Raw genomic sequence first — 22,211 nt, 5'->3', positions numbered from 1 at the left:
ATTATTCCCCTTCCTTTATTTTTTCTGGATTTATGACTGCTTTAAGTTTCTCAACGACTTCATGGACTGTCGTATTCTCAATCTGAGTGGCTGCATTGGATAAATGTCCGCCACCGCCTAATTTTTCCATGACTGTCTGCACATTGTATTGACCCAGACTTCTGGCGCTGATTCCGACTCTGCCGTCTTGGCGTTTTGTGACGACAAATGAAGCATCTACAGCTTCCATCGACAACATCGTGTCGGCTGTTTGAGCAGCGACGACCGTGTCATAGATTTTTTCATCTTCTCCATGGACGATCGCCAGGTTACCATTCACAAATTCCATGGTCTGCAACAAATGACTGCGCAACAGATAAGTATCCAAGTCCTCTTTCAGTGATTTCTGGATCAGTACGGTATCGGCTCCATTAGACTGCAGATAACTGGCAGCATCAAAAGTCCTTGATCCTGTTCTCAAACTGAAGTTGCGGGTATCGACGATAATCCCCGCCAACATAGCAGTTGCTTCTATCTTATTGATGGCATCCATCTCATTGGATTGATATTCGAACAATTCAGCGATCAATTCCGATGTGGAGGACGCATAAGGTTCCATATAAACCAAAACAGAATCTTTCGGAAACTCCTGTCCGCGTCTGTGATGATCCAAGACGACTATTTTTTTGGACAGATTCAACAGCCCAGGTGCCGGCGTCATGGATGGACGATGGACATCGACCATCACGATTAGCGTCTGCGGCGTCACCAATGCCATTGCTTGCTCAGGAGAAATGATCCGCTTCGCAATCAAAGGATCTTTGTCTATCTCCTGCATGATCCGATTCACATCATTGGAAAACTGTTGCGGATCCAATACTATCCAGGCTTCCCGATTATTCATCTGAGAAATGCGGCGGATTCCCAAACAGGAACCGATGACGTCCATATCCGGATAACTATGCCCCATGATGATCACCTTATCGGCATGAATAATGAGTTCTTCCAAAGCCTGGCTTATCATTCTCGCGCGGATGCGGGTGCGTTTTTCCATTGGATTTGTTTTACCGCCATAGAAACGGGCATCCTCATTTTCGGCCCTCACAACAACCTGATCGCCACCTCTTGCCAAGGCTAAATCGATATTCGATTGCGCCATTTTAGCGACTTCTTTAAAATTGGTTTGCTCAAAAGTTTTTTCATATGAGAAACCCATGCTCAATGTCAACGGAAAATTTTGTTTGTAGGTTCTTTCCCTTATTTGATTTATGATATCAAAATTATTTTCTTCGATTTTCTTTAATGCTCGCATATTGGTCAACGCTATAAAGCGGTCATCATCCACTCGTTTCAGAAAGACATTATTCATGTTTGCCCAATTTGTGAGTTGATTCGTCAGATAGTTGTTTACATTCGATCGCTTGCGATCGTTCATGGATTGAACAGCCTCATCATAATTGTCGACAATGATATTCCCAAAAACAAATTTTTCATCTTTGTACTTCTCTTCAATTTTGGCATATTCTGTTATGTCCATCAAATAAATGACGCCAATATCCTCTTGAATGATCATATCAAAATAATGATCTCCCCACTTCACACGGCGTATCACATAATCCTGCGATTCTTTAAAAAGCTGATATAATTCTTCATCCACCACTTTCAGCTTTCTGCCCAGTGTATCTTTCTTGCCAAAATACTTTACTAAATATGGATTCATCCATTGGATTTCTTCTTGCTTATTATATAGAAGTATCCCAATAGGCATTTTAATTAAAGCCTCTTGTTCACCTTTTTTGATTCGATAAGATAAGTCAGATATGTATTGATTTGTCTCATCAATCAAATACTCCGAAGAATAACTGATGAACCCAACAATCCCAACGCATAAGAGCGTAATTCCAATTCCGATTTTCCAATCTGCAATGAAAGTCAAAACAACGATCACCAGCAATAAGAACACGATAATCAGGAAAGGAACCTTAATCTTGTCAGCCTTTATGAAGTGAGGAAGATTCTTTAACTTTTCCTTTATTTTCATGATAGCTCCTTTACTGAACCTACATTTTGCACTTGTACATTTTAACATATTCAGATAATAATAGCTATAATGCCCTTTCTGACGGGATTAGTTGACAAATCAACGTCAAATTGAATGTTTCACGTGAAACATTTCCTCTGTATAATGTTCGTATTCCGGATAGCAGATTTTCTGAACGAGAAAGATCGTTGCTATGTTTTTTAGGCACTGAAAAGCATAAATTTCCGCAGTAATGATATAGGCTCGAGGATTGATGGTTTAAACGTTCCCGTCCATTCTACAATACTCCCTCGGCTAGATTGGATTATAATGCTGCATTTTGGATGGGTAATTATCTACAACCCCGGATTTAGGCGCCGTGAAAATCTATCTCTCAAAATAGTTACCATTTCCCAACCGGATGTAATTATTATTATAGTTATCAGTTGGATGCGATTCCCTCTACTATCATCAATAGTTCCACGTGGAACTTTTATTAAATACCTTCTTCAATTCATCTTCAAATCCTCTCTGTACGTTTATTTTTTACCAATGTTCCACGTGGAACTTTTATGTTCGATCATATTGCCTTTTCGATTTTATTCCTTCTGTTGCAATTTTTTTCAGTACAAACTCGCTCTCTTCCAACTTATTATTCCATTAGCTTTTTTTACGGAAAAAGATTTCTCTGGTGACTTCTATTACTATTTCACTAATAATTTGAATAATCTAGCTATACGATGTTCTTCTATTTTTTCATATAATCTGCAGAATCTATTTTCTTGCTTGAAAATGGATTCTCATCCTCTCTATCATTTCTCAGTTTCCTTTCCCTGTAGCAACTCCTGTTGTTGTGGATAACTCAAACCATCCCCAACCTTTTTAGTTATGCACATTTTTCGTCGTTATCCTGTGTATAACTAAATAAAATAGTACTTTTTAGCCTTGATACAATAGGATTTCTGTCATAAAATGACTTTGTTGATAACTTTTTATCCTGATACTATTTATGACACCTTTGTCGCTGTTGAATGCCTGTGTACATCCTGTGGATAAGTCAGGGGTTTTACGCCCATTTCTTTATGTCCATCTGAACATTTGTTTGATCAGTGAATTAATGAAATAATGTCCTTTATTTTGGATGAATTTACTATCATTTCAATGAAAATTACGGAATCTTGAAGAAGTCCCCATTATATCCAGCATTTAGCCATTCCTGCTCGTTTGAAAATGCATACCCGAAGCCAGTTGTTCTTAGTAAGAATCTTCTGTGGATAAAGTTCAGGAAATAGTTTTCCACATTCTATTTTTGAATGTACAATAAGTCCCGGAATCATCGTCATGTCTTTTTGTGGATAATTGGAAAAAATCTAACCAGCCTGTGTACAACCTAAGGATCCTTTCCAGTGACATCAACTGCGTCTATGAAACCCTCTCCTTAGTATAGTATGCAAAAGAGAGTCTTTTGCTCTTCCAGCACGTGACTTAAATGTTGATGCATCGCACTCGCCCAATCATCATATGGGATGAACTTGTGTGAGATGGCTTCCTCTTTCTCGTCTTTTAGAAGGTACAACTTATTCAATTCGAAGAAAAAGTATCCCTTAAATCGAGTAGTTTCGATTATTTTGAGTGGCTCATTGCTTTCATATTTCATGAAGAATTTTAGCCAATTCCTTGTTGAAATTCGTTGGAATCTAAGGAATATACAGTCTGAACGGAAACCTGCGACTGTGAAGCTGACATATTTTGAATAGTGTCGATCTATTTTTATCTTTAGATTTGATACCTGCCGCCATTACTGTAAATTTGCGTGTGCACTTTTTTCAGGCCGAGACCTGATCATCTGCATCTACTAATACGTTCTATGGCTAGTATATAACCATAACCGGCAACTTTTGGCGCACTGATGTTTGATATCTCTTGATCCTAAGTCCTCAGATTCTCTGTAATATATAATGGAAAGAATCTGATTTCTTGGCTTATCCCTGTCTGTTATATTAGAGCTTATAATGAAAGGGGAGGTCTGTCTCTGCTTTATGTTGTCTGATCTCGTGTATCTGCTTCCGATTTTAAATTTGTGTCAAGCGGGCTCATTCATTCTTCCTGATTTCCCCAATCCACCAGCAGGCTTTATATCATTATTTTATTTGCTGATCGGAATAATCGCAGAATGCGTTATGAAAGGGAAAATCTTACTATTTCTGGATTGTACGATGTAGGCCTTCCCCAACAACTCATTTCTTCCTGCTTTCAGAAATGTTTTATTTATGTCTGAAGCATAAACTTCAGACAATGGCATAGATCAGCAGGTGATGTATTTTGGGCATCACGCTTTCCATTGTTGAGAGCAATACTCCTTAAGCAGGATTCATCTGGAGCAATCTAAAAATTATTTTGCATCAAACCAGCAGTAAAATGTTCCACGTGGAACATTTTACTGCTGGCGATTTTTCTTTGTTCAAATCGGCAAAATTTGAGCTTCTGACAGCACCTCCATTCTTATTTGAAGTATTTATCCGACAATAAGGATAGTTCGCTCTCAAAGGGGTAAAATGCCCCGATAAGAGCATTTTAGTGCCTAGCCGTATGCCTCGAGGGAGAATATCCAGCCAGTGCACCAGCGGTTATGGAAAAAAATTTAGGAGTCTTTCTGCTAGCGTGAAGAGTAGGGGAGGGCATTAAGACAAAGTGGGATCATCGGTGTGGAGCTTCCAGCTCCGATGTTCAGTGTACCCAATTTGGGCAACAATTTGTGGGAGAGCTTTAGAGGATTGATTCAATCAGCCTGATGGACAAAAATAGCCAACTTAGGTCTTAGCGCCATTTAGTGATGCCGAAAGGAGACATGGGAGGAGACACTCAGAGCAATGCAGCAAGCAGTTTGTTCAGATGACCATACAATCGTTCAACAGAAACGGATAGGTCTCGTCCAAAAAAAATATACCCGAAAGAGGGGAAAGGGAAGTTATCCTGATATCTCAGGTGCAACGCGTATCCATGTTCCGTTCCTGTTTTTGGGTACAAAAAAAGGAGCGCTCCTGGAAGCGACTCCCTTAATATTATTCTGCTAATGTAAATGGCATAAGAGCCATGATACGAGAACGTTTGATAGATACAGTCAAAGTTCTTTGATGTTTAGCGCATGTACCTGTTACACGACGAGGTAAAATTTTACCTTTTTCAGATATATAACGTTTCAATAAATCAGTCTCTTTGTAATCTACATGATCAATGTGGTTAGCACAGAAATAACAAACTTTTTTACGTTTGCGTCCGCCTCTGCTGTTACGTTGAAATGCCATGTCAATTCCTCCTTTTCCTAAACTAACCATTCTGTCCTAAAGACTAGAACGGTAAATCATCATCTGAAATGTCAATTGATTCTCCGTTTGATGAAAACGGATCAGCAGTTGAGTTAAAATCAGAAAAACCGTTTTGTTTCGGAGAAGAGTATTGATTATTATACTGTCCTTGGTTTTGGTTAGATTCAAAAGATTTGCTTGATCCGAAGTTTGCACTCGGAGCTGCTTGATTTGAAGAACCTGCGCCAGTCTCTCTCGGTCTTTGTTCGGTAGTTGTTTTCGATTCCAACAATGTGAAATTATCTGCAACGACTTCAGTCACGTATACGCGCTGTCCTTGTTGATTATCATAATTTCTTGTTTGGATTCGGCCAGTGATACCGACTAAAGAGCCTTTACGAGTGAAATTCGCGAAATTCTCTGCAGATTTTCTCCACATGACACAATTGATGAAGTCAGCTTCTCTTTCTCCTGCTTGGTTAGTAAACTGTCTGTTTACTGCAAGAGCGAAGGTTCCGACTGCTGTGCCGCTGGATGTATAGCGTAAATCAACATCTTTTGTAAGTCTGCCGACTAAGACAACATTATTAATCATTCATCTTACTCCTTTCAAAATGTTTCACGTGGAACACTTTACTTAGTTTCTACTTTAACAACGATGTGGCGAATGATATCGCTATTGATCTTTGCTAGACGGTCGAATTCGTCGATTGCTTTAGCATCTGAAGCAGAAATTTTCACGATATGGTAGATACCTTCACGAAAATCTTTGATTTCATAAGCTAAACGGCGTTTCGCCCAGTCTTTTGATTCAATAACTTCAGCGCCATTATCAGTTAAAATAGAATCGAAACGTGCGATCAATTCTGCTTTAGCTTCTTCTTCGATGTTAGGACGGATAATGTAGTTGATTTCGTAATTGCTCATTTGACTGTCACCTCCTTGTGGACTTTGGCCCTTACTTATGTAAGAGCAAGGAGAGTACCTTTTCAGGATTACTCACATCTAAGGATTGTACCATGTTCTTCTTTTTATGGCAAGCTTTTTTTAACTATTATTCGGAAACGGCGGGGGAGTGTTATTTGAAAAACTAAATTCCAGTTGACCGATTCAAAATACGGAATTAACTTCTGCAAAGGTGGGAGTGTTCAACTCCGGCTAACTGAGGCTTCGCCGGAGTTCGGTACACATTTAAACCTTGAACTCCGATAAAGACCGCTTCATCGGAGTTGGATCCGATTGTTATTGGTGTTCTCCGACCTATTGACCGTTCACCGGAGTTGCGCACTACATTCCACTGCTCTCCTCCGATCAGCAGGCACACAAGTAAAAAACAAGGGACTACCTCAATTAAGAGATAGCCCCTTGCAATTTATTCAGGTTCGGTAGATAGCTTTTCTTTATTCTTCCGAATCTTCCTCATCCAACAGTTCATCTGCGAAACCGCTCAATTTATCAGCCATTTCGGGTGTTTCCGTTGCAGCTGATGTATTTACCTGTTCGGTTTCATCAGTTGCTTCTGAGGTGCTGTTTTCGCCTTCTGGAAGCAAGCCTGCATCCAGAGGAGCAACAGCTTCTTCATCCTCTTCGCGCTCAACTTTTGCCATTGTCGATACAATGGCTTCGCCATCAAGCTTGATCAAGCGTACGCCGAGTGTCGCACGGCCTGTTTGGGAAATGGCATCCGCGTGGAATCGGATCATGACGCCTTTATCCGTGATGATCATGATGTCTTCATCGCCGGAGACGGTCGTCAAGCCTACCAATTTACCGTTTTTCTCAGTGATGTTGGCTGTTTTGACCCCTTTGCCGCCGCGTCCTTTGATAGCATATTCATCGGCTGCCGTACGTTTGCCGTAGCCATTTTCCGTGATGATCAGAACTTCCGACTCGTGTTTCAGCACATCCATGCCCACAACGTAGTCATCTCCTCTTAATTTCACGCCGCGGACACCGGTAGCGGTCCTACCCATATCACGGACGTCCTTTTCATCAAAGCTTACGGAGTAGCCGAAGTGCGTTCCGATGATGATGTTCTGGTTGCCGTCAGTCAATGATACTTTGATCAGCTCATCCTCATCCTTCAGGTTGATTGCGCGCAGACCGCTTTGACGGATATTTTGGAATTCCGTAGCGGATGTCCGTTTGACGGTACCCATCCGCGTCGTGAAGAACAAGTAATCCCCGTCTTGCGGGCCGCCTTTTACGTTGATGATGGCTTGGATTTTTTCGTTGGCATCCAAGTTCAGCAAGTTGATGATCGGTAAACCTTTTGCCTGGCGGCCGTATTCAGGCACTTCATAGCCTTTTGTTTTGTATACTTTCCCTTGGTTCGAGAAGTACAGCAACACATCGTGCGTCGATGCCGAAATCAGTGTTTCGATGAAATCATCATCATGGATGCCCATGCCTTGGACACCGCGTCCGCCGCGTTTTTGGGCTCTGAATTCGCTGTTTGGCAAACGTTTGATGTAGCCGTTATGAGTCAAAGTCAGGACGATGTCTTCCTCTTCGATCAAGTCTTCATCCTCAAGCGACAATACTTCTCCGACCAAAAGTTCCGTGCGGCGTTTGTCGCCGAATTTTTCTTGGATTTCAAGTAATTCCGTATAGATGATGTCGAAGACACGCTGCTCATTCGCTAAAATATCAGTCAAATCAGCAATCAAAGCCATCAGCGCATCATATTCCGCTTCAACTTTTTCTCTTTCCAAACCGGTCAGACGCACCAAACGCATATCCAAAATGGCTTGCGCTTGTTTGTCGGAAAGGCCGTATTTGTCGATGAAGATTTGTTTGGCTGCATCGCCGTTGGTTGAACCGCGCAGAATCGCTACGATTTCATCGATATGATCCAATGCGATCCGCAAGCCGGCCAAGATATGCGCACGTGCTTCCGCTTTTCGTTTGTCGAATGCGGCTCTTCTGCGGATGACTTCTTCTTGGTGTTCCAGGTAATGGACCAAAATCTGTTTGAGTCCCAGCACTTTAGGGATGCCTTTTACGATCGCCAACATATTGAAGCCGAATGAGGATTGAAGCGGCGTTAATTTGTACAGATTATTCAGAATGACGCCGGCACTGACATCTTTGCGGACATCAATGACAACACGCATACCATCGCGGTCAGACTCATCAGCCAAGTCGGTGATGCCTTCGATCCGTTTGTCGCGGGCCAATTCAGCAATCCGTTCAACCAATTTCGCTTTGTTGACCATATAGGGCAATTCGGAAATGATGATGCGTTCTTTGCCGTTTTTCAGGATTTCGACTTCTACACGTCCGCGGACAATGATGGAGCCTTTGCCGGTTTCATAGGCTTTCCTGATGCCTGATTTGCCCATGACGATACCGCCTGTAGGGAAATCGGGTCCGGGAACGGCCTCCATCAAATCGGCAGTCGTCGCCTCCGGATTATTCATCAGGATGTGCAGTGCGGAAATGACTTCCGTCAGGTTGTGCGGCGGGATATTTGTCGCCATCCCAACGGCGATACCGGAAGCACCATTCACCAACAGGTTAGGGAAGCGGGCCGGTAATACATCAGGCTCAGTTTCGGAACCGTCATAGTTGTCGTGGTAATCGACTGTATCTTTGTTGAGGTCACGCAGCATTTCCAAGGCGATTTTTGACATCCTTGCTTCGGTGTAACGCATCGCTGCGGCGCTGTCTCCATCGATGGAGCCGAAGTTTCCGTGTCCATCGACCAACGGATAACGGTAACTGAAATCCTGGGACATCCGCACCATCGATTCATAGATGGCACTGTCACCGTGGGGATGGTACTTACCCATTACGTCCCCGACGATACGTGCGGATTTTTTGTGTGCTTTATCAGGCGTAACGCCCAATTCGCTCATGCCGTACAGAATCCGGCGATGGACCGGCTTGAGTCCGTCACGGACGTCAGGCAAAGCCCTGGCTACGATAACACTCATGGCATATTCCAGGAAGGAAGTTTCCATTTCATGGCTTAATTCCCTTTGTTCCATGGCTTGATCATTTATTTTTTCAATTTCATCAGACATTTAATTTCCAACCCCCTTTTAGATATCCAAGTTCTTCACGTAAACCGCATTTTCTTCGATGAAGTTTCTTCTTGGTTCTACATGATCCCCCATCAGCATATTCAATGTTTCGTCAGCTTTGACGGCATCATCGACGGTCACCTGCAGGAAGTGACGGTTTTCAGGGTTCATGGTCGTATCCCATAATTGTTCTGCATCCATTTCTCCAAGCCCTTTATAGCGTTGGATGCTTGGTTTTGGCGAGTCAGGGATGGATGCCAAGTACTCTTCCAGCTCTTGATCGGTATCGAGATACTTCTCTTTTTTCCCTTGTTTCACTTGATACAAAGGTGGTTGTGCGATATACACATATCCTGCTTCAACCAAAGGACGCATGTAGCGATAGAAAAGCGTCAACAGCAACGTACGGATGTGTGCACCATCGACATCGGCATCGGTCATGATGACCAATTTATGATAACGGGCTTTGGCAACATCGAAGTCTCCGCCGAAGCCGGTACCCATCGCCGTAAACAGCGAACGGATCTCTTCGTTGGCAAGGATTTTGTCGATGGATGCTTTTTCTACGTTCAGGATCTTACCACGGATCGGCAGGATTGCCTGGAAGAAACGGGAGCGGCCTTGTTTTGCCGAACCTCCGGCTGAATCCCCTTCGACGATGAACAATTCTGATTCTGCTGGATTTTTGCTGGAGCAATCGGCCAGTTTACCGGGCAGATTGCTGATTTCCAATCCGCTCTTCTTGCGGGTCACTTCACGGGCTCTTTTGGCAGCTAAACGGGCGCGGGCAGCCAACAGACCTTTTTCGACAATCTGACGGGCGACTTGCGGGTTTTCCATCAGGAATTTATCAAAGTACGTTGAAAAAAGGCGGTCGGTGATGGTACGCGCTTCTGAATTACCCAACTTTGTCTTGGTTTGTCCTTCGAACTGCGGATCCGGATGTTTGATGGAGAGGACAAGGGTCAGGCCTTCACGCACATCTTCACCGGTCAGGTTCTCTTCGTTTTCCTTGATGATCTTATTGCGTTTTGCGTAGTCATTGATGACACGGGTCAAAGCGGTCTTTGCACCGGATTCGTGGGTTCCGCCTTCATAGGTATGGATATTATTGGCGAAACTCAGAAAGTTTGTATGATAGCCATCCGTATATTGTATGCCAACTTCAACTTGGATATCGTCCTGTTCGCCTTCGATGTAAATCGGCTCTTCGAAAAGGACTTTTTTGTTGCGGTTCAGAAACTCGACGTAACTCTTGATTCCGCCTTCGTAATAATAGTCTTGTTCCACAGGTTCTTCTGGACGTCTGTCCGTGATGGAAATGTTCAATCCTTTGTTCAAGAAAGCCAATTCCCTGACACGTACGGCCAGTTTTTCAAACTCAAAGACAGTCGTTTCCTTGAAGATTTCCGGATCGGGCAGGAAGCGAACCTCCGTACCATGCTTATCTGTATCTCCCGTGATTGTCAAATCGGTTGTGATGTCTCCGCGTACGAACGTTTGGGTATAAATTTTATTGTCTTTATAGACGTTTACGGTTAATTCAGAAGACAAGGCATTCACGACGGATGCGCCAACACCATGGAGACCGCCTGAAACTTTGTAGCCTCCACCGCCGAATTTACCGCCGGCATGCAGAACAGTGAAGACTGTTTCTACAGCGGGGCGGCCAGTCGTCGCTTGGATATCGACTGGAATACCACGGCCATTATCGGTTACGGTTATGCTATTGTCTTTTTCGATTATTATTTCAATTTTCGTCGCAAAGCCGGCCAGCGCTTCATCGATGGAATTATCCACGATTTCCCAGACCAAATGGTGCAGACCTGCGCCACTGGTGGAGCCGATGTACATCCCAGGACGTTTGCGGACTGCTTCCAGTCCTTCCAGGACCTGGATCTGACTGGCATCGTATTCTTTTGCTCGTTCAGCTTTGTTCATTTCGTTTTCTGCCATTCTGTTACACACCTTCCATTTCTACTTCACCGTTTTTAATATGGTAGATAGTCGGTTCGTCTATCTTATTCTTTTTTATGCCATCCAAACTGGTTGTCGTCAAAAAGGTCTGGACCTTCTTCTCGATCGCTTTCAGCAGATGGGTCTGGCGTTCATCATCCAATTCTGACAGGACATCATCCAGCAACAGGATCGGATACTCCCCCAGGACCTCATTCATGCATTCGATCTCCGCCAATTTGAGACTGAGGACAGTCGTTCTTTGCTGCCCTTGAGAGCCGTAGTTTTGGACATTGCGCCCGTTCACCTGAAAAATCAGGTCATCGCGGTGCGGACCGAAAAGGGTGACAGCCTGATCTCTTTCCCGGCTTTTCCCTTGGCGGAACGCTTCCATCAGCTTCAAAAAAAGAGCGTCTTTATCCATCTCATCAGACAACTCGATATTGGACTTGTAGGCGATCGTCAGTTCTTCCCGCTCCAAAGAAATCTCTTTGTGCAGCGGTTGGGCCCAGGCTTCCAATTTTTTGATGAACTGCAGACGGTAGACCAACAGATCAGCACCCAAAATAGCCAATTGTTCAGTCAGCACATCCAAATAGACTTCATCCTTGGCTTTGCCGGTCACCAACTGCTTCAAATAAAGATTCCGTTGCTTCAGTATCCGCTGATATTGCACAAGATCATGCAGATAGACCGGATTCATCTGGCCCAGCTCCATATCCAGGAATTTTCTCCGGTTGGCGGGTGCGCCCTTGACTAAATTCAGGTCTTCCGGGGCGAACAGCACGACGTTCAGTTGGCCGATGTATTGGCTCAGTTTTTTTTGTTCCAGGTGATTGACTTTGGCAATCTTGCCTTTTTTGGAAAAAATGATTTCCAAAGGGAACGTAGAAACCCTTTTTTGGATTTTGCCGGTTATCTTGGCGGAATCTTCTTGCCAACGAATCATTTCTTTTTCGTTTGACGTGCGCGGACTCCTTGCCAAAGCCAATGCATAGATTGCTTCCATGAGATTGGTTTTGCCTTGCGCATTCTCACCCAAAAACACATTGATGCCATCTGAAAAGGACACGGAAAGAGACGGATAATTCCGAAAATTTTGCAGCGTCACTTCTTTCAGGATCATGCTTCGGACTCACTGTTGTCTTGCTCAGCCTCTTCTTTATCCGATTTTGTTGACTGGATGAAGAAAGTTCCTTCACCAGGGATGTCGATCATCGTACCGGGAAATAATTTGCGGCCTCTGCGGTCTTCTTTTTCGTTGTCTACATACACCACATATTCTGAAAGGAACCATTTGGCCATACCGCCGCTGGAAATCAGATTGACATGTTTCAGTAGTTGACCAAGAGTAATGAACTCTGCATCAATATTCACAATATTCTTCAAGAAATTCACCTATTTTCCAATAAAATAAGCGTGGAAAATAAAATCCACGCAACAATGCTAATTAATATGTTTATTATACTATTTTTTTTGATCAATTTCAAATTTTCGCGAAAAAAAAGGCCCTTATTTCAATTTTTTTCGAAAACAATACAAATTAGCTATATCCAAACGAAAGCGTCTATAGGCTTATAAATTTAAAATTCGCGTTTTTCGGTCATTTTATCTTTAGACGAACAAATGGAGCGGATGCAGACTTTCTTCCTATGGGGAAAATGTCTGGTCCTAGCGTTTTCATTTTTGGATAAGCAAAAAACAAGGAAACGATTGGATCGTCTCCTTGCTTTTTTGACTATATCTATCGAATCAATAGGTCCTTACAGGCGTGATCAATTGGATGAACGAATTATCGTTATCGTCTTCACGATCTGCGGGCACGACCGTGAATGGCCGTACAGCCGAAGTGAAATTGACTTGTACATCCTGTTGGCCGAATGTGCGCAGCGCATCCTTCATGTAATCAGGATTGAAGGAAATGATCAGCGGATCGCCACTGGCGGACTCATAAGCCAAGGATTCTTCCACATTGCCGACTTCAGGAGAGTTTCCAGATAATTCGACTTTGTTTGCGTCGATGGACAGTTTGACGACGTTGTTTTTTCCTTCATGCGAAAGCAGGGAGGCACGGTCGGTAGCCTGCAGCAAATCATACGCATTCAGGACGATCTGTGTGCTGGAGCTGGCCGGAATCAACCGGTTTGTATCAGGATAATAGCCTTCCAGCAAGCGCGAGTAGAAATAAACATTTTCGGCTTTAAAAAGGACTTGGTTCTCCGTGATCATCATTTCGATTGTCGGTTGGTTCTCAACGATCCGTGAGAGTTCCACCAAGCTTTTTCCGGGAATGATGACATTGTAAGTTTTTTCCAGCTGTGATTCCGGAGCCGCGATCGAGATGATGCGCTGGCTTAAACGATGGCTGTCCGTAGCGACAGCTGTCAATTTCCCATTTTGGATGGTCATGTTCACCCCAGTCAAGATGGGACGGCTTTCCTGGGTCGACGTTGCGATTACCGTATGCTGGATCACTTGTTTGAATAAAGCAGTCGGCAAGGTGATAACTTCATTCGAATCGATGACCGGGAAATTCGGATAGTTGTTTACATCGATTCCGTTGATTGTAAAAGATGCTTTTGCAGAAGTGATGTTTGTCTGGAAATGATCTTTGACTTCAATCGTGATTTTTTCATCAGCTAATTTTTTTACGATTTCGCTGAAGAAACGAGCCGGCAGGACAATGCCGCCTTGTGTGTGGATTTCGATCTGATTATTCTCTTCCGACACAGGGATCAGCGTTTCGATGGAAATATCCGAGTCGCTTCCGCTCAATACGATCCCATTTTCGTCAGCACTGATTTTAACCCCTGTCAAAATAGGGATTGTCGTTCTGCTGGAAATAGCTCTTTGTACGTCAGATAAGTGTTTGATCAAAACCTGACGATTAATGGAAAATTTCATAATAAGGGACCTCCGATGGTTATTCATATAAATTAAATAATATTAGTAATAGTAGTAGGGCCTGTTCATACTGTGGATAAGTGAAAGAAGCTGACAAAACAAATGGTTTTCCACTTGTGGATAACGTGTTCGTAAATGCCGTCTTATTTATTCACTTATCCACAACGCGCGAGCGGATCACTTTTTCAGACTGTTTTGGATCGTCTCGATTTCGCGTTGCAGGACAGGGTCTTTTTTTACGGAAAGGGCAATCTTGTCATGGGCGTGAATCACGGTTGTGTGATCCTTACCGCCAAATTCCGAACCTATTTTCGGCAAGGAATTGTCCGTCATCACCCGGGAAAGATACATGGCGATTTGTCTTGGCACTACGATTCCCTTGGTGCGCTTCTTGCCTTTCAATTCCTCGACGGTCACATGATAATATTTCCCGACCGCTTGCTGGATGGCATAGATGGATAAGGCTTTTGGTTTTTCTGAAGGCATGATGCTCTTCAGGGCGTCCGCTGCCAGACTGGTGGTGATGTCGGTCCCTTGTATCGCTGAATAGGCTTGAACCCGGACGAGGGCGCCTTCCAGTTCCCTGATGTTGGAATCTATCTGCCCAGCGATATAGCTGAGGGTGTCATCGGGAATTTCCAAGCGCTCGCTGTTGGCTTTTTTACGCAGAATGGCGATGCGTGTCTCCAGATCGGGCGGCGTGATATCAACCGATAAGCCCCAAGCAAAACGCGAGACGAGCCGTTCCTGCAGTTTAGGGATTTCGTTCGGCAAGCGATCGCTCGTCAGCACGATCTGTTTGCGCTCATCGTAAAGCGCATTGAAAGTATGGAAGAACTCTTCCTGTGTTCCTTCTTTGTCGGCAAAAAATTGGATATCATCGACCATCAATAAGTCGACGCTGCGGTATTCGTTGCGGAATTGCTCCTGTGTCCGATTCTGGATGGAATTGATGAAATCATTGGCGAATGTCTCGCTGCTGACATACTTTACTCTGGCGGTCGGTCGCAACTGCAGCATTTGATGGCCGATGGCGTGCATCAAATGGGTCTTGCCTAAGCCGACGCCTCCATAGAAGAAGAGCGGGTTGTAGATTGTGCCGGGTTCCTCCGCCACGACGAGGGCGGCAGCATGAGCCATCTGGTTTCCTTTTCCTATAACAAAGGTGTCAAAGGTATACTTGCTGTTCAGTTGGGCATCCTTGAAGAGACGATTGTTGTTGGTGCGTTTGATGGTCGGTTTTGCAATATCAGGCATTTCCTCATTCTTGATCATAAAAATGGGAGTCAGTTCTTTGCCGCTGAATTCGTAGATACCTTCGACAATTCTGCTCATCAAATTATTTTGCCAATAATCTTTATGTAAAGAAGAGGGAACTTCAATGATGATATTCGTATCAGTCAGTCGGACCGGGACTGCGCTGTCTATCCAAGTATCGTAGCTGACTTTGGACAGTGATTCTTGAAATTTTTCTTGCAGATAACGCCATAATGAATAGATGTCATCCAAATGGGACACCTCCTTTTAGTGAGTCCTTTTTATTTTAGCATTATATCAAAAAGTTTTCCACAACTCTTTTCATCTGTGAATAAAACAATTAACCGGTGCATAAATAGTTGTCCACAGGTTCAGGGAGGGTGTGGACAAAGCTTGCGTGCGAAGCAGTTGTCCACGGTCGTTTGTGGAATTTCGTTATTTTAAAACGTCGATTGTTACAGTGTTTGGTACATTTATCCACAGGTTTGGTGGGTGGGTTTTCTAAAGAAATACACACGTTGTAGGTATGTGGATAAATCGATTCGAAGGTGTGAGCAATCAAGGAGGCTGAAGGAGTTATCCCGTGGTATTGTGTATTAAAAAAAAGGTTGTGGATAATTTTATTTTGATGAGAATCACATTTTTTTCAAGAAAGGTGTTTTATCTTTCGATGTTTTGTGCTATTATATCTCAGTGAGTTCAATAAAATGAACCAATTTTACTTGACAGGTCACATTCTGTCTCTTTATAATGTTAATGGACTGTCTAAACAGTGAAATATAACCTATTTGAAGGATAGTTTATCAGGAGGTGTAAAGATCAATGAAAAGAACATACCAACCTAAAAAACGTCACCGTCAATCCGTTCATGGTTTCCGTAAACGTATGAGCACAAAAAACGGCCGTAGAGTATTAGCAAGAAGACGCGCTAAAGGCAGAAAAGTTATCTCTGCATAGATCACTGACCGTTTCAGTGGTCTTTTTTTTTAAGTATTTCGAAAAATGCAAAAATGTCTTTCTTAAATGGAGAGTATGACAAATGTGTCCAACAGAACCGAAAGCAGCAATGCCTCGGGATTGGGTTCATATTTGTGATGATAACGGAGAGAGAAATTTTTCTGTTTTTCTCCATTTGGGGGAGATTTTTTTTTGCATGTTATGATTGCAGATTTGAGGGAAGAAACATGAGGAAATCTTTTCGTGTTAAGAAAGAAAAAGAATTTCAGAAAGTATTTCATAATGGTGTGTCCAAAGCGAATCGCCAATTCGTGATCTATGTGATCGATAAAAAGGGACAACCGCATTTTCGGGTCGGTTTGTCCGTAGGTAAAAAAATCGGCAATGCCGTGGTGCGGAATGCCGTCAAAAGAAAAATCCGCCAGGCACTCACGGAATTGAAGGCAGATTTGGTTCAGGATGTTGACTTCATCGTGATCGCGCGCAAACCGGTAGCTGAAATGTCAGCTGCGGAAGTCAAGAAGAGTCTGACCCATGTCCTTAAGCTTTCGAACCTTTTAACAAACAAATAAATAAACTATCTTATTCCTATTAAGGAGGAATTCTCTTGTCAAAGCGTAAGCGATTACTTTTTACACTCAGCTTGTTTGCTGTTATGATGGTCCTGTCAGCATGTGGGACGGAGCCTATCACCTCGGATAGTACCGGTTTTTGGGACCGTTATGTTGTCTTTAATTTCTCCAATATGATCGTGTGGTTGTCCGATCTGTTTTTCAGAAATTATGGTCTAGGAATCATTGCCTTCACGATCCTCATCAAGGTTATCCTGTTGCCGCTGAATCATTTCCAGACGAAGAGCACGAAAAAAATGTCGGCTGTTCAACCGCAGATAAAAGCGCTGCAGGCAAAATATGCCTCCAAAGATCGCGAAACGCAGGAACATCTGCAGAAGGAAGTTTCCAAACTGTATGCCGATAACGATGTGAATCCTTACATGGGCTGTTTGCCTGTTTTGGTTCAGATGCCTGTATTGATGGCATTGTACCAAGCGATCAGCCGAACTGAAATTTTGAAGAGCGGCAGCTTCCTATGGATGAACCTGGGAGAACGCGATCCATTCTTCATTTTGCCGGTAGTGGCCGCGATACTGACGTATGCCACAAGCAAGTTGACGATGATGTCGCAGGCAGAAGCGAATTCTGCGACAAAATCGATGACGTACACGATGCCGATCATGATTTTGATGATGGGTATCAACTTCCCGAGTGCCCTGTCGTTGTACTGGGTAGCGAGCAATGCCTTCTCGGTCGGCCAGACGATGTTGCTGAACAATCCGTATAAGGCCATCCGCGAGCGCCAAGAAGCCGAAGCGCAAATAAAAGCGCGCGAAAAAGCATTGAAGAAAGCTCAAAATCCTAAAAAGAAAAAGAAAAACTAGTTAGACTTTGAAGTAGGAAAGGATGACATTCTATTATGGATAAAGTAATTGCGAAAGATACGACCGTTGATAAAGCGATTCGCAAAGGTCTGGATTTGTTGGGAGTCGATAGCCATGAAGCCGATATCGTCGTAATCTCTGAAGGCAAAAAAGGGATTTTTGGATTCGGGCAAAAAGAAGCAGTCGTGGAAATCACGCGCAAAGAAATCAGGGACTTTGATGAAGCAGGCGATATCCAGTTAGCTGAAATCGAAGAGACAGTCGAAGATATCGTAGAAGATCTTGAAGAGGATTATCCGGAAACTGCGGAAAAGATATTGGCTGATCAACCTGAAATCGATAGACTGATTTCTTCCGATGAGGATGAAGAAGCCGAAGATTATGATGAAGAATCTGGCCGCGATGAAGCGATTGCCGCAGTGACCGAGTATCTTACTTCGGTAGCTGAAGCATACGGGGCTCCTGCGATCGTGACGGTCGAAGAGAAGAACAATATGCTGATTTTCCAAATGGAAAGCGAAAAGCCAGGGTTATTGATCGGCAAATACGGAAAAATCGTCAATGCTCTCCAAATATTGGCGCAAGCGCTGGTGCAACGCTATGTGCGTCGCCGCCTGTCCGTAATCGTGAATGTCGGTGACTACCGTGAGCGCAGAGCTGCCGTATTGGAAAGCATCGCCGACCGTACTGCGGAACGCGTCATCAAAACGAAACAGCCCGTGTTCCTTGAGCCGCTGCCTGCTTTTGAAAGAAAACAGATCCATGCGCGCTTGAGCCAGAACAAACGCATCAAAACCCATTCCGAGGGCAAAGAGCCGCATCGTTATTTGGTTGTTGAGATAGCGGAGTAATCGTACATCCAAAAACCTTCACCAGGGAGTTTGATTCCCGGTGAAGGTTTTTTTGTTATGTTGTCCAGCTTGTTAATGCTTCATAAAATACGGAAAACAAGAAACTTGTCTATACAAGTAAAAAAACAGCGGATGGAAAACGCTTGCAATATAAAAACATCCGCGGTAAAATATAAATGTCAGGAACATGTATATACAAGTTGAGGAGGAGAAAAAATGGTAGATTTCAACAAAGATGCAAAAGATTTGCTGGAGTATATCGGTGGCCCCGATAATATTTCTGCAGTCAGTCACTGTGCCACTCGGATGCGTTTCGTCCTGAATGACCCCGCTGCCGCTAACATCAAGAAGATCGAAGACATACCCGCAGTAAAAGGAACCTTCACCCAAGCAGGACAATTTCAGGTCATCATCGGTAATGAAGTGCCACAATTTTATAACGAGTTCGCGAAGGTATCCGGCAAAGAGGGCGTCTCAAAAGATGAGGCAAAAGCGGCAGCCAAGCAGAATCAGAATGTTGTCCAACGTGCCATGGCTGTGCTGGCGGAAATTTTTACGCCGCTGATTCCGGCCATCGTAGTAGGGGGGCTTATCCTCGGGTTCCGCAACGTACTTGAAGGAATCAATTTCGCCAACGGCACGATCGTTTCCAATTCGCAGTTCTGGACAGGCGTCAATGATTTCCTTTGGCTGATCGGTGAAGCGATTTTCCACTTCTTGCCAGTCGGCATCACTTGGAGCATCACGAAAAAGATGGGCACTACGCAAATTCTGGGTATCGTTCTCGGTATCACATTGGTCTCACCGCAATTATTGAATGCTTATGGTGTCGCTGGCGCAACAGAGATTCCATTCTGGGATTTCGGTGCTTTCACGATCAACAAGATCGGTTATCAAGCGCAAGTCATTCCTGCCATGTTGGCTGGGTTTGTGCTGGCCTACTTGGAAATCTGGCTGCGTAAATGGGTTCCGCAATACATTTCGATGATTGTTGTTCCGCTGTTGGCCTTGGTTCCCACTGTCATAATCGCGCATACCGTGCTGGGTCCTATCGGTTGGACGATCGGACAATGGGTTTCAGAAGTCGTCTATGCCGGATTGACAGGGGACTTCAGATGGTTGTTCGGTCTGTTCTTCGGTACGCTGTATTCGCCGCTCGTCATCACGGGGCTTCACCATATGTCCAATGCCATCGATCTGCAGCTTATCGCCGATTTCGGCGGCACGAACTTGTGGCCGATGATCGCCCTTTCGAACATCGCACAAGGTTCGGCGGTAATGGCGATCATCTTCCTGCACAGAGGCAATGAGAAAGAGGAGCAGGTTTCCATACCGGCCGCGATTTCCTGTTACTTGGGCGTAACTGAGCCTGCCATGTTCGGTATCAACATCAAATACATCTATCCGTTCGTTGCAGCGATGATCGGATCCGGGATCGCCGGTTTGGTGGCTACGACCTTCAACGTCATGGCGAACAGTATCGGAGTCGGCGGGATTCCTGGTTTCTTGAGCATCCAGACCGATTCGATGGCGATGTTCATCGTATGTATGGCCATCGCGATCGTCGTACCGTTCCTGTTGACGATTGTGTTCGACAAGAAACAACTTTTCGCTCCCAAAGGGGATGTCGAGGATGCACCGGTTATCCAAACGCAAAAGTAAAAAATGAATTACCGGAGGCAAAAAGCTGTTAGTGAAGCTTTTTGCCTTCAGTCATAGTGAGAAGACAGGGGGTATTACAATGAAAGACATTCAAAAAAAAGTGATCTATCAGCTTTATCCAAAATCATTCAAGGACTCCGACGGCAACGGCATCGGTGATATCCAAGGGATCATCAGCAAAGTGCCTTATTTGGCGGAACTGGGCATCGATATGATCTGGATGAATCCGATCTTCGTATCCCCGCAAATGGACAATGGGTATGACATCACTGATTATTACGCCATCGATCCTGTTTTCGGCACGATGGCGGATTTTGAAGAACTGGTCAGCAAGCTGAAGCAGCATGGCATCGAAATCATGTTCGACATGGTATTCAACCATACGTCGACTACGCATGAGTGGTTCCAGAAAGCGTTGGCCGGTGACAAAGAGTACCAGGATTATTACATCATCCGCGATCCGAAAGAGGACGGCAGCCTGCCTACCAATTGGGGTTCGAAATTCGGCGGGGAGGCATGGGCGCCATTCGGGGACACCGGCAAGTACTACCTGCATCTGTTCGACGTCACGCAGGCGGATCTGAATTGGCGCAATCCGAAAGTGCGCCAGGAACTGCAGAAAGTCGTCAATTTCTGGTTGGAAAAGGGCATCAAGGGTTTCCGTTTCGATGTGCTGAACCTTATCGGCAAGGATGTCGCATTGGTCGACAGTCAAGGGAGCAACGAAAAGAGCCTGTACACGGATCGTCCGATTGTTCATGACTATATCCACGAGCTGAATCAGGCATCGTTCGGTACGCTGGAGGACATCATTACAGTCGGTGAGATGTCTTCGACCACTGTCGAAAACGGAATCCTTTATTCGAATCCGGACAGGAACGAATTGTCGATGATCTTCAGCTTCCACCATTTGAAGGTCGACTACAAAGATGGTGAAAAATGGACGGATCATCCCTTCGATTTTCTTGAACTGAAGCGGATTCTGAATGAGTGGCAGGCGGGAATGTCGGACGGGAACGGCTGGAACGCACTGTTCTGGAACAATCATGATCAGCCGCGCGCCAACAGCCGCTTCGGCGATCCGCAGCGGTATCCTTTCGAGACAGCCTCCATGCTGGCGCAAACGATCCATCTGCTGCGGGGCACACCTTACATCTACCAAGGCGAGGAAATCGGCATGACGAATCCGGATTATGACGACATCAGCGTTTATAGGGATATCGAATCGCATAATGCCTACCGCGATCTGAAACTTGCCGGGTTGACGCATCAAGAGGCCATGCACATCATCAAAAAAAAATCCCGCGACAACAGCCGGACGCCGATGCAATGGGACAACAGCCTGCACGCCGGATTTACGACAGGCGAACCTTGGCTGCAGGTGGCGGCCAATTATCCGGAAGTGAACGTCGAAAAGGAACGTGCGGAAGGCAAAATTTTCCGTTACTACCAAGAGTTGATCCGTATCCGCAAAGAGCATGCGGTCATTGCGGATGGTTCCTACGAGGGCATCCGCTTGGACGATCCCGAAGTGTTTGCCTACATCCGTGAGAACGAGGAGGAAAAAGTGCTTGTCCTGAACCATTTCTATGCCGGCGATTACACGATCAGCATACCGGAAGAATGGGTGAACAAGGCCAGCAGTTTCCTGGCCGGCAACTACGGGGAAAGACAGCTTGCGCCGTCCTTCACGCTGAAGCCGTACGAAACCATCGCTTTCAGGATAACCAAATAAACAGAAGGGCCGTCTCCTTTTGGGGATGGCCCTTCTGTTGGATTCGCTGCCGGCTGACCGGAGGAGAGCAGTAAAATCCCTTCTCAGTTCCGGTGAAGCGTGCGTTCACAGGAAGACAC

16 protein-coding genes are annotated in these 22,211 nt (G+C 44.6%); 6 read left to right on the top strand and 10 right to left on the bottom strand.

Annotated elements, in window-relative coordinates:
• Position 1: 1 nt before the first annotated feature.
• The 10 genes from C8U37_RS10050 to dnaA all read right to left on the bottom strand — a co-directional run bounded on the left by C8U37_RS10050 (position 2) and on the right by dnaA (position 15,701).
• Positions 2-2,020: a DHH family phosphoesterase gene (locus C8U37_RS10050; RefSeq protein WP_108033099.1), complete on the bottom strand. Its 2,019-nt coding sequence runs from the start codon at positions 2,018-2,020 to the stop codon at positions 2-4.
• Between the two features lie 3,041 nt (positions 2,021-5,061).
• Positions 5,062-5,304 carry a 30S ribosomal protein S18 gene (gene rpsR / locus C8U37_RS10035; RefSeq protein WP_068562133.1) on the bottom strand — a complete coding sequence of 81 codons (243 nt, stop codon included), beginning with the start codon at positions 5,302-5,304 and terminating at the stop codon, positions 5,062-5,064.
• Positions 5,305-5,347: 43 nt separating this feature from the next.
• Entirely contained in the window at positions 5,348-5,899 is a 552-nt protein-coding gene (gene ssb / locus C8U37_RS10030) for a single-stranded DNA-binding protein (RefSeq protein ID WP_068562132.1), read from the bottom strand.
• A gap of 38 nt (positions 5,900-5,937) precedes the next feature.
• On the bottom strand, positions 5,938-6,231 hold the full coding sequence (gene rpsF / locus C8U37_RS10025; protein WP_086628719.1) for a 30S ribosomal protein S6: 294 nt from the start codon (positions 6,229-6,231) through the stop codon (positions 5,938-5,940).
• A gap of 473 nt (positions 6,232-6,704) precedes the next feature.
• Entirely contained in the window at positions 6,705-9,296 is a 2,592-nt protein-coding gene (gyrA, locus tag C8U37_RS10020; protein WP_245879820.1) for a DNA gyrase subunit A, read from the bottom strand.
• A gap of 54 nt (positions 9,297-9,350) precedes the next feature.
• A complete protein-coding gene (gene gyrB, locus C8U37_RS10015; protein ID WP_108033095.1) occupies positions 9,351-11,288 on the bottom strand; it encodes a DNA topoisomerase (ATP-hydrolyzing) subunit B in 1,938 nt (645 codons plus the stop codon).
• A gap of 4 nt (positions 11,289-11,292) precedes the next feature.
• Positions 11,293-12,414: a DNA replication/repair protein RecF gene (recF, locus tag C8U37_RS10010; protein WP_086628716.1), complete on the bottom strand. Its 1,122-nt coding sequence runs from the start codon at positions 12,412-12,414 to the stop codon at positions 11,293-11,295.
• Positions 12,411-12,677 (bottom strand): S4 domain-containing protein YaaA, encoded by a 267-nt coding sequence (yaaA, locus tag C8U37_RS10005; RefSeq protein WP_068562139.1) that lies wholly within the window; start codon positions 12,675-12,677, stop codon positions 12,411-12,413. Before yaaA ends, recF begins: the two co-directional genes overlap by 4 nt.
• Before the next feature lie 363 nt (positions 12,678-13,040).
• Complete coding sequence (gene dnaN, locus C8U37_RS10000; protein ID WP_108033094.1) at positions 13,041-14,192, bottom strand: DNA polymerase III subunit beta; 1,152 nt, start codon at positions 14,190-14,192, stop codon at positions 13,041-13,043.
• 177 nt (positions 14,193-14,369) lie between these two features.
• Complete coding sequence (gene dnaA, locus C8U37_RS09995) at positions 14,370-15,701, bottom strand: chromosomal replication initiator protein DnaA (protein ID WP_068562126.1); 1,332 nt, start codon at positions 15,699-15,701, stop codon at positions 14,370-14,372.
• Positions 15,702-16,271: 570 nt separating this feature from the next.
• Between dnaA and rpmH the strand changes: the two genes are divergently transcribed.
• From rpmH to treC, 6 genes are all read left to right on the top strand, one after another.
• A complete protein-coding gene (gene rpmH, locus C8U37_RS09990; RefSeq protein WP_072763781.1) occupies positions 16,272-16,406 on the top strand; it encodes a 50S ribosomal protein L34 in 135 nt (44 codons plus the stop codon).
• A 227-nt stretch (positions 16,407-16,633) separates the two neighbouring features.
• Entirely contained in the window at positions 16,634-16,978 is a 345-nt protein-coding gene (gene rnpA / locus C8U37_RS09985) for a ribonuclease P protein component (protein WP_108033093.1), read from the top strand.
• Positions 16,979-17,013: 35 nt separating this feature from the next.
• Positions 17,014-17,844 (top strand): membrane protein insertase YidC, encoded by an 831-nt coding sequence (gene yidC / locus C8U37_RS09980; RefSeq protein WP_108033092.1) that lies wholly within the window; start codon positions 17,014-17,016, stop codon positions 17,842-17,844.
• Positions 17,845-17,879: 35 nt separating this feature from the next.
• Positions 17,880-18,695 (top strand): RNA-binding cell elongation regulator Jag/EloR, encoded by an 816-nt coding sequence (gene jag / locus C8U37_RS09975; protein WP_108033091.1) that lies wholly within the window; start codon positions 17,880-17,882, stop codon positions 18,693-18,695.
• 216 nt (positions 18,696-18,911) lie between these two features.
• Positions 18,912-20,357, top strand: a complete 1,446-nt coding sequence (gene treP / locus C8U37_RS09970) for a PTS system trehalose-specific EIIBC component (RefSeq protein WP_108033090.1) — start codon at positions 18,912-18,914, stop codon at positions 20,355-20,357.
• 79 nt (positions 20,358-20,436) lie between these two features.
• Positions 20,437-22,092: an alpha,alpha-phosphotrehalase gene (treC, locus tag C8U37_RS09965; protein ID WP_108033089.1), complete on the top strand. Its 1,656-nt coding sequence runs from the start codon at positions 20,437-20,439 to the stop codon at positions 22,090-22,092.
• The last annotated feature ends 119 nt before the right edge of the window (positions 22,093-22,211 follow it).

Origin of the sequence: Trichococcus patagoniensis, assembly GCF_003051085.1 — a bacterium.
GTDB lineage: Bacteria > Bacillota > Bacilli > Lactobacillales > Aerococcaceae > Trichococcus > Trichococcus patagoniensis.
This window is presented reverse-complemented; position numbering and strand designations above follow the sequence as displayed.

Excerpts from the sequence above, each read along its gene's own strand:
- C8U37_RS10050 (WP_108033099.1), bottom strand. The coding sequence starts at position 2,020 with ATGAAAATAAAGGAAAAGTTAAAGAATCTTCCTCACTTCATAAAGGCT.
- rpsR (WP_068562133.1), bottom strand. The coding sequence starts at position 5,304 with ATGGCATTTCAACGTAACAGCAGAGGCGGACGCAAACGTAAAAAAGTT.
- ssb (WP_068562132.1), bottom strand. The coding sequence starts at position 5,899 with ATGATTAATAATGTTGTCTTAGTCGGCAGACTTACAAAAGATGTTGAT.
- rpsF (WP_086628719.1), bottom strand. The coding sequence starts at position 6,231 with ATGAGCAATTACGAAATCAACTACATTATCCGTCCTAACATCGAAGAA.
- gyrA (WP_245879820.1), bottom strand. The coding sequence starts at position 9,296 with ATGGAACAAAGGGAATTAAGCCATGAAATGGAAACTTCCTTCCTGGAA.
- gyrB (WP_108033095.1), bottom strand. The coding sequence starts at position 11,288 with ATGGCAGAAAACGAAATGAACAAAGCTGAACGAGCAAAAGAATACGAT.
- recF (WP_086628716.1), bottom strand. The coding sequence starts at position 12,414 with ATGATCCTGAAAGAAGTGACGCTGCAAAATTTTCGGAATTATCCGTCT.
- dnaN (WP_108033094.1), bottom strand. The coding sequence starts at position 14,192 with ATGAAATTTTCCATTAATCGTCAGGTTTTGATCAAACACTTATCTGAC.
- rpmH (WP_072763781.1), top strand. The coding sequence starts at position 16,272 with ATGAAAAGAACATACCAACCTAAAAAACGTCACCGTCAATCCGTTCAT.
- rnpA (WP_108033093.1), top strand. The coding sequence starts at position 16,634 with ATGAGGAAATCTTTTCGTGTTAAGAAAGAAAAAGAATTTCAGAAAGTA.
- jag (WP_108033091.1), top strand. The coding sequence starts at position 17,880 with ATGGATAAAGTAATTGCGAAAGATACGACCGTTGATAAAGCGATTCGC.
- treP (WP_108033090.1), top strand. The coding sequence starts at position 18,912 with ATGGTAGATTTCAACAAAGATGCAAAAGATTTGCTGGAGTATATCGGT.
- treC (WP_108033089.1), top strand. The coding sequence starts at position 20,437 with ATGAAAGACATTCAAAAAAAAGTGATCTATCAGCTTTATCCAAAATCA.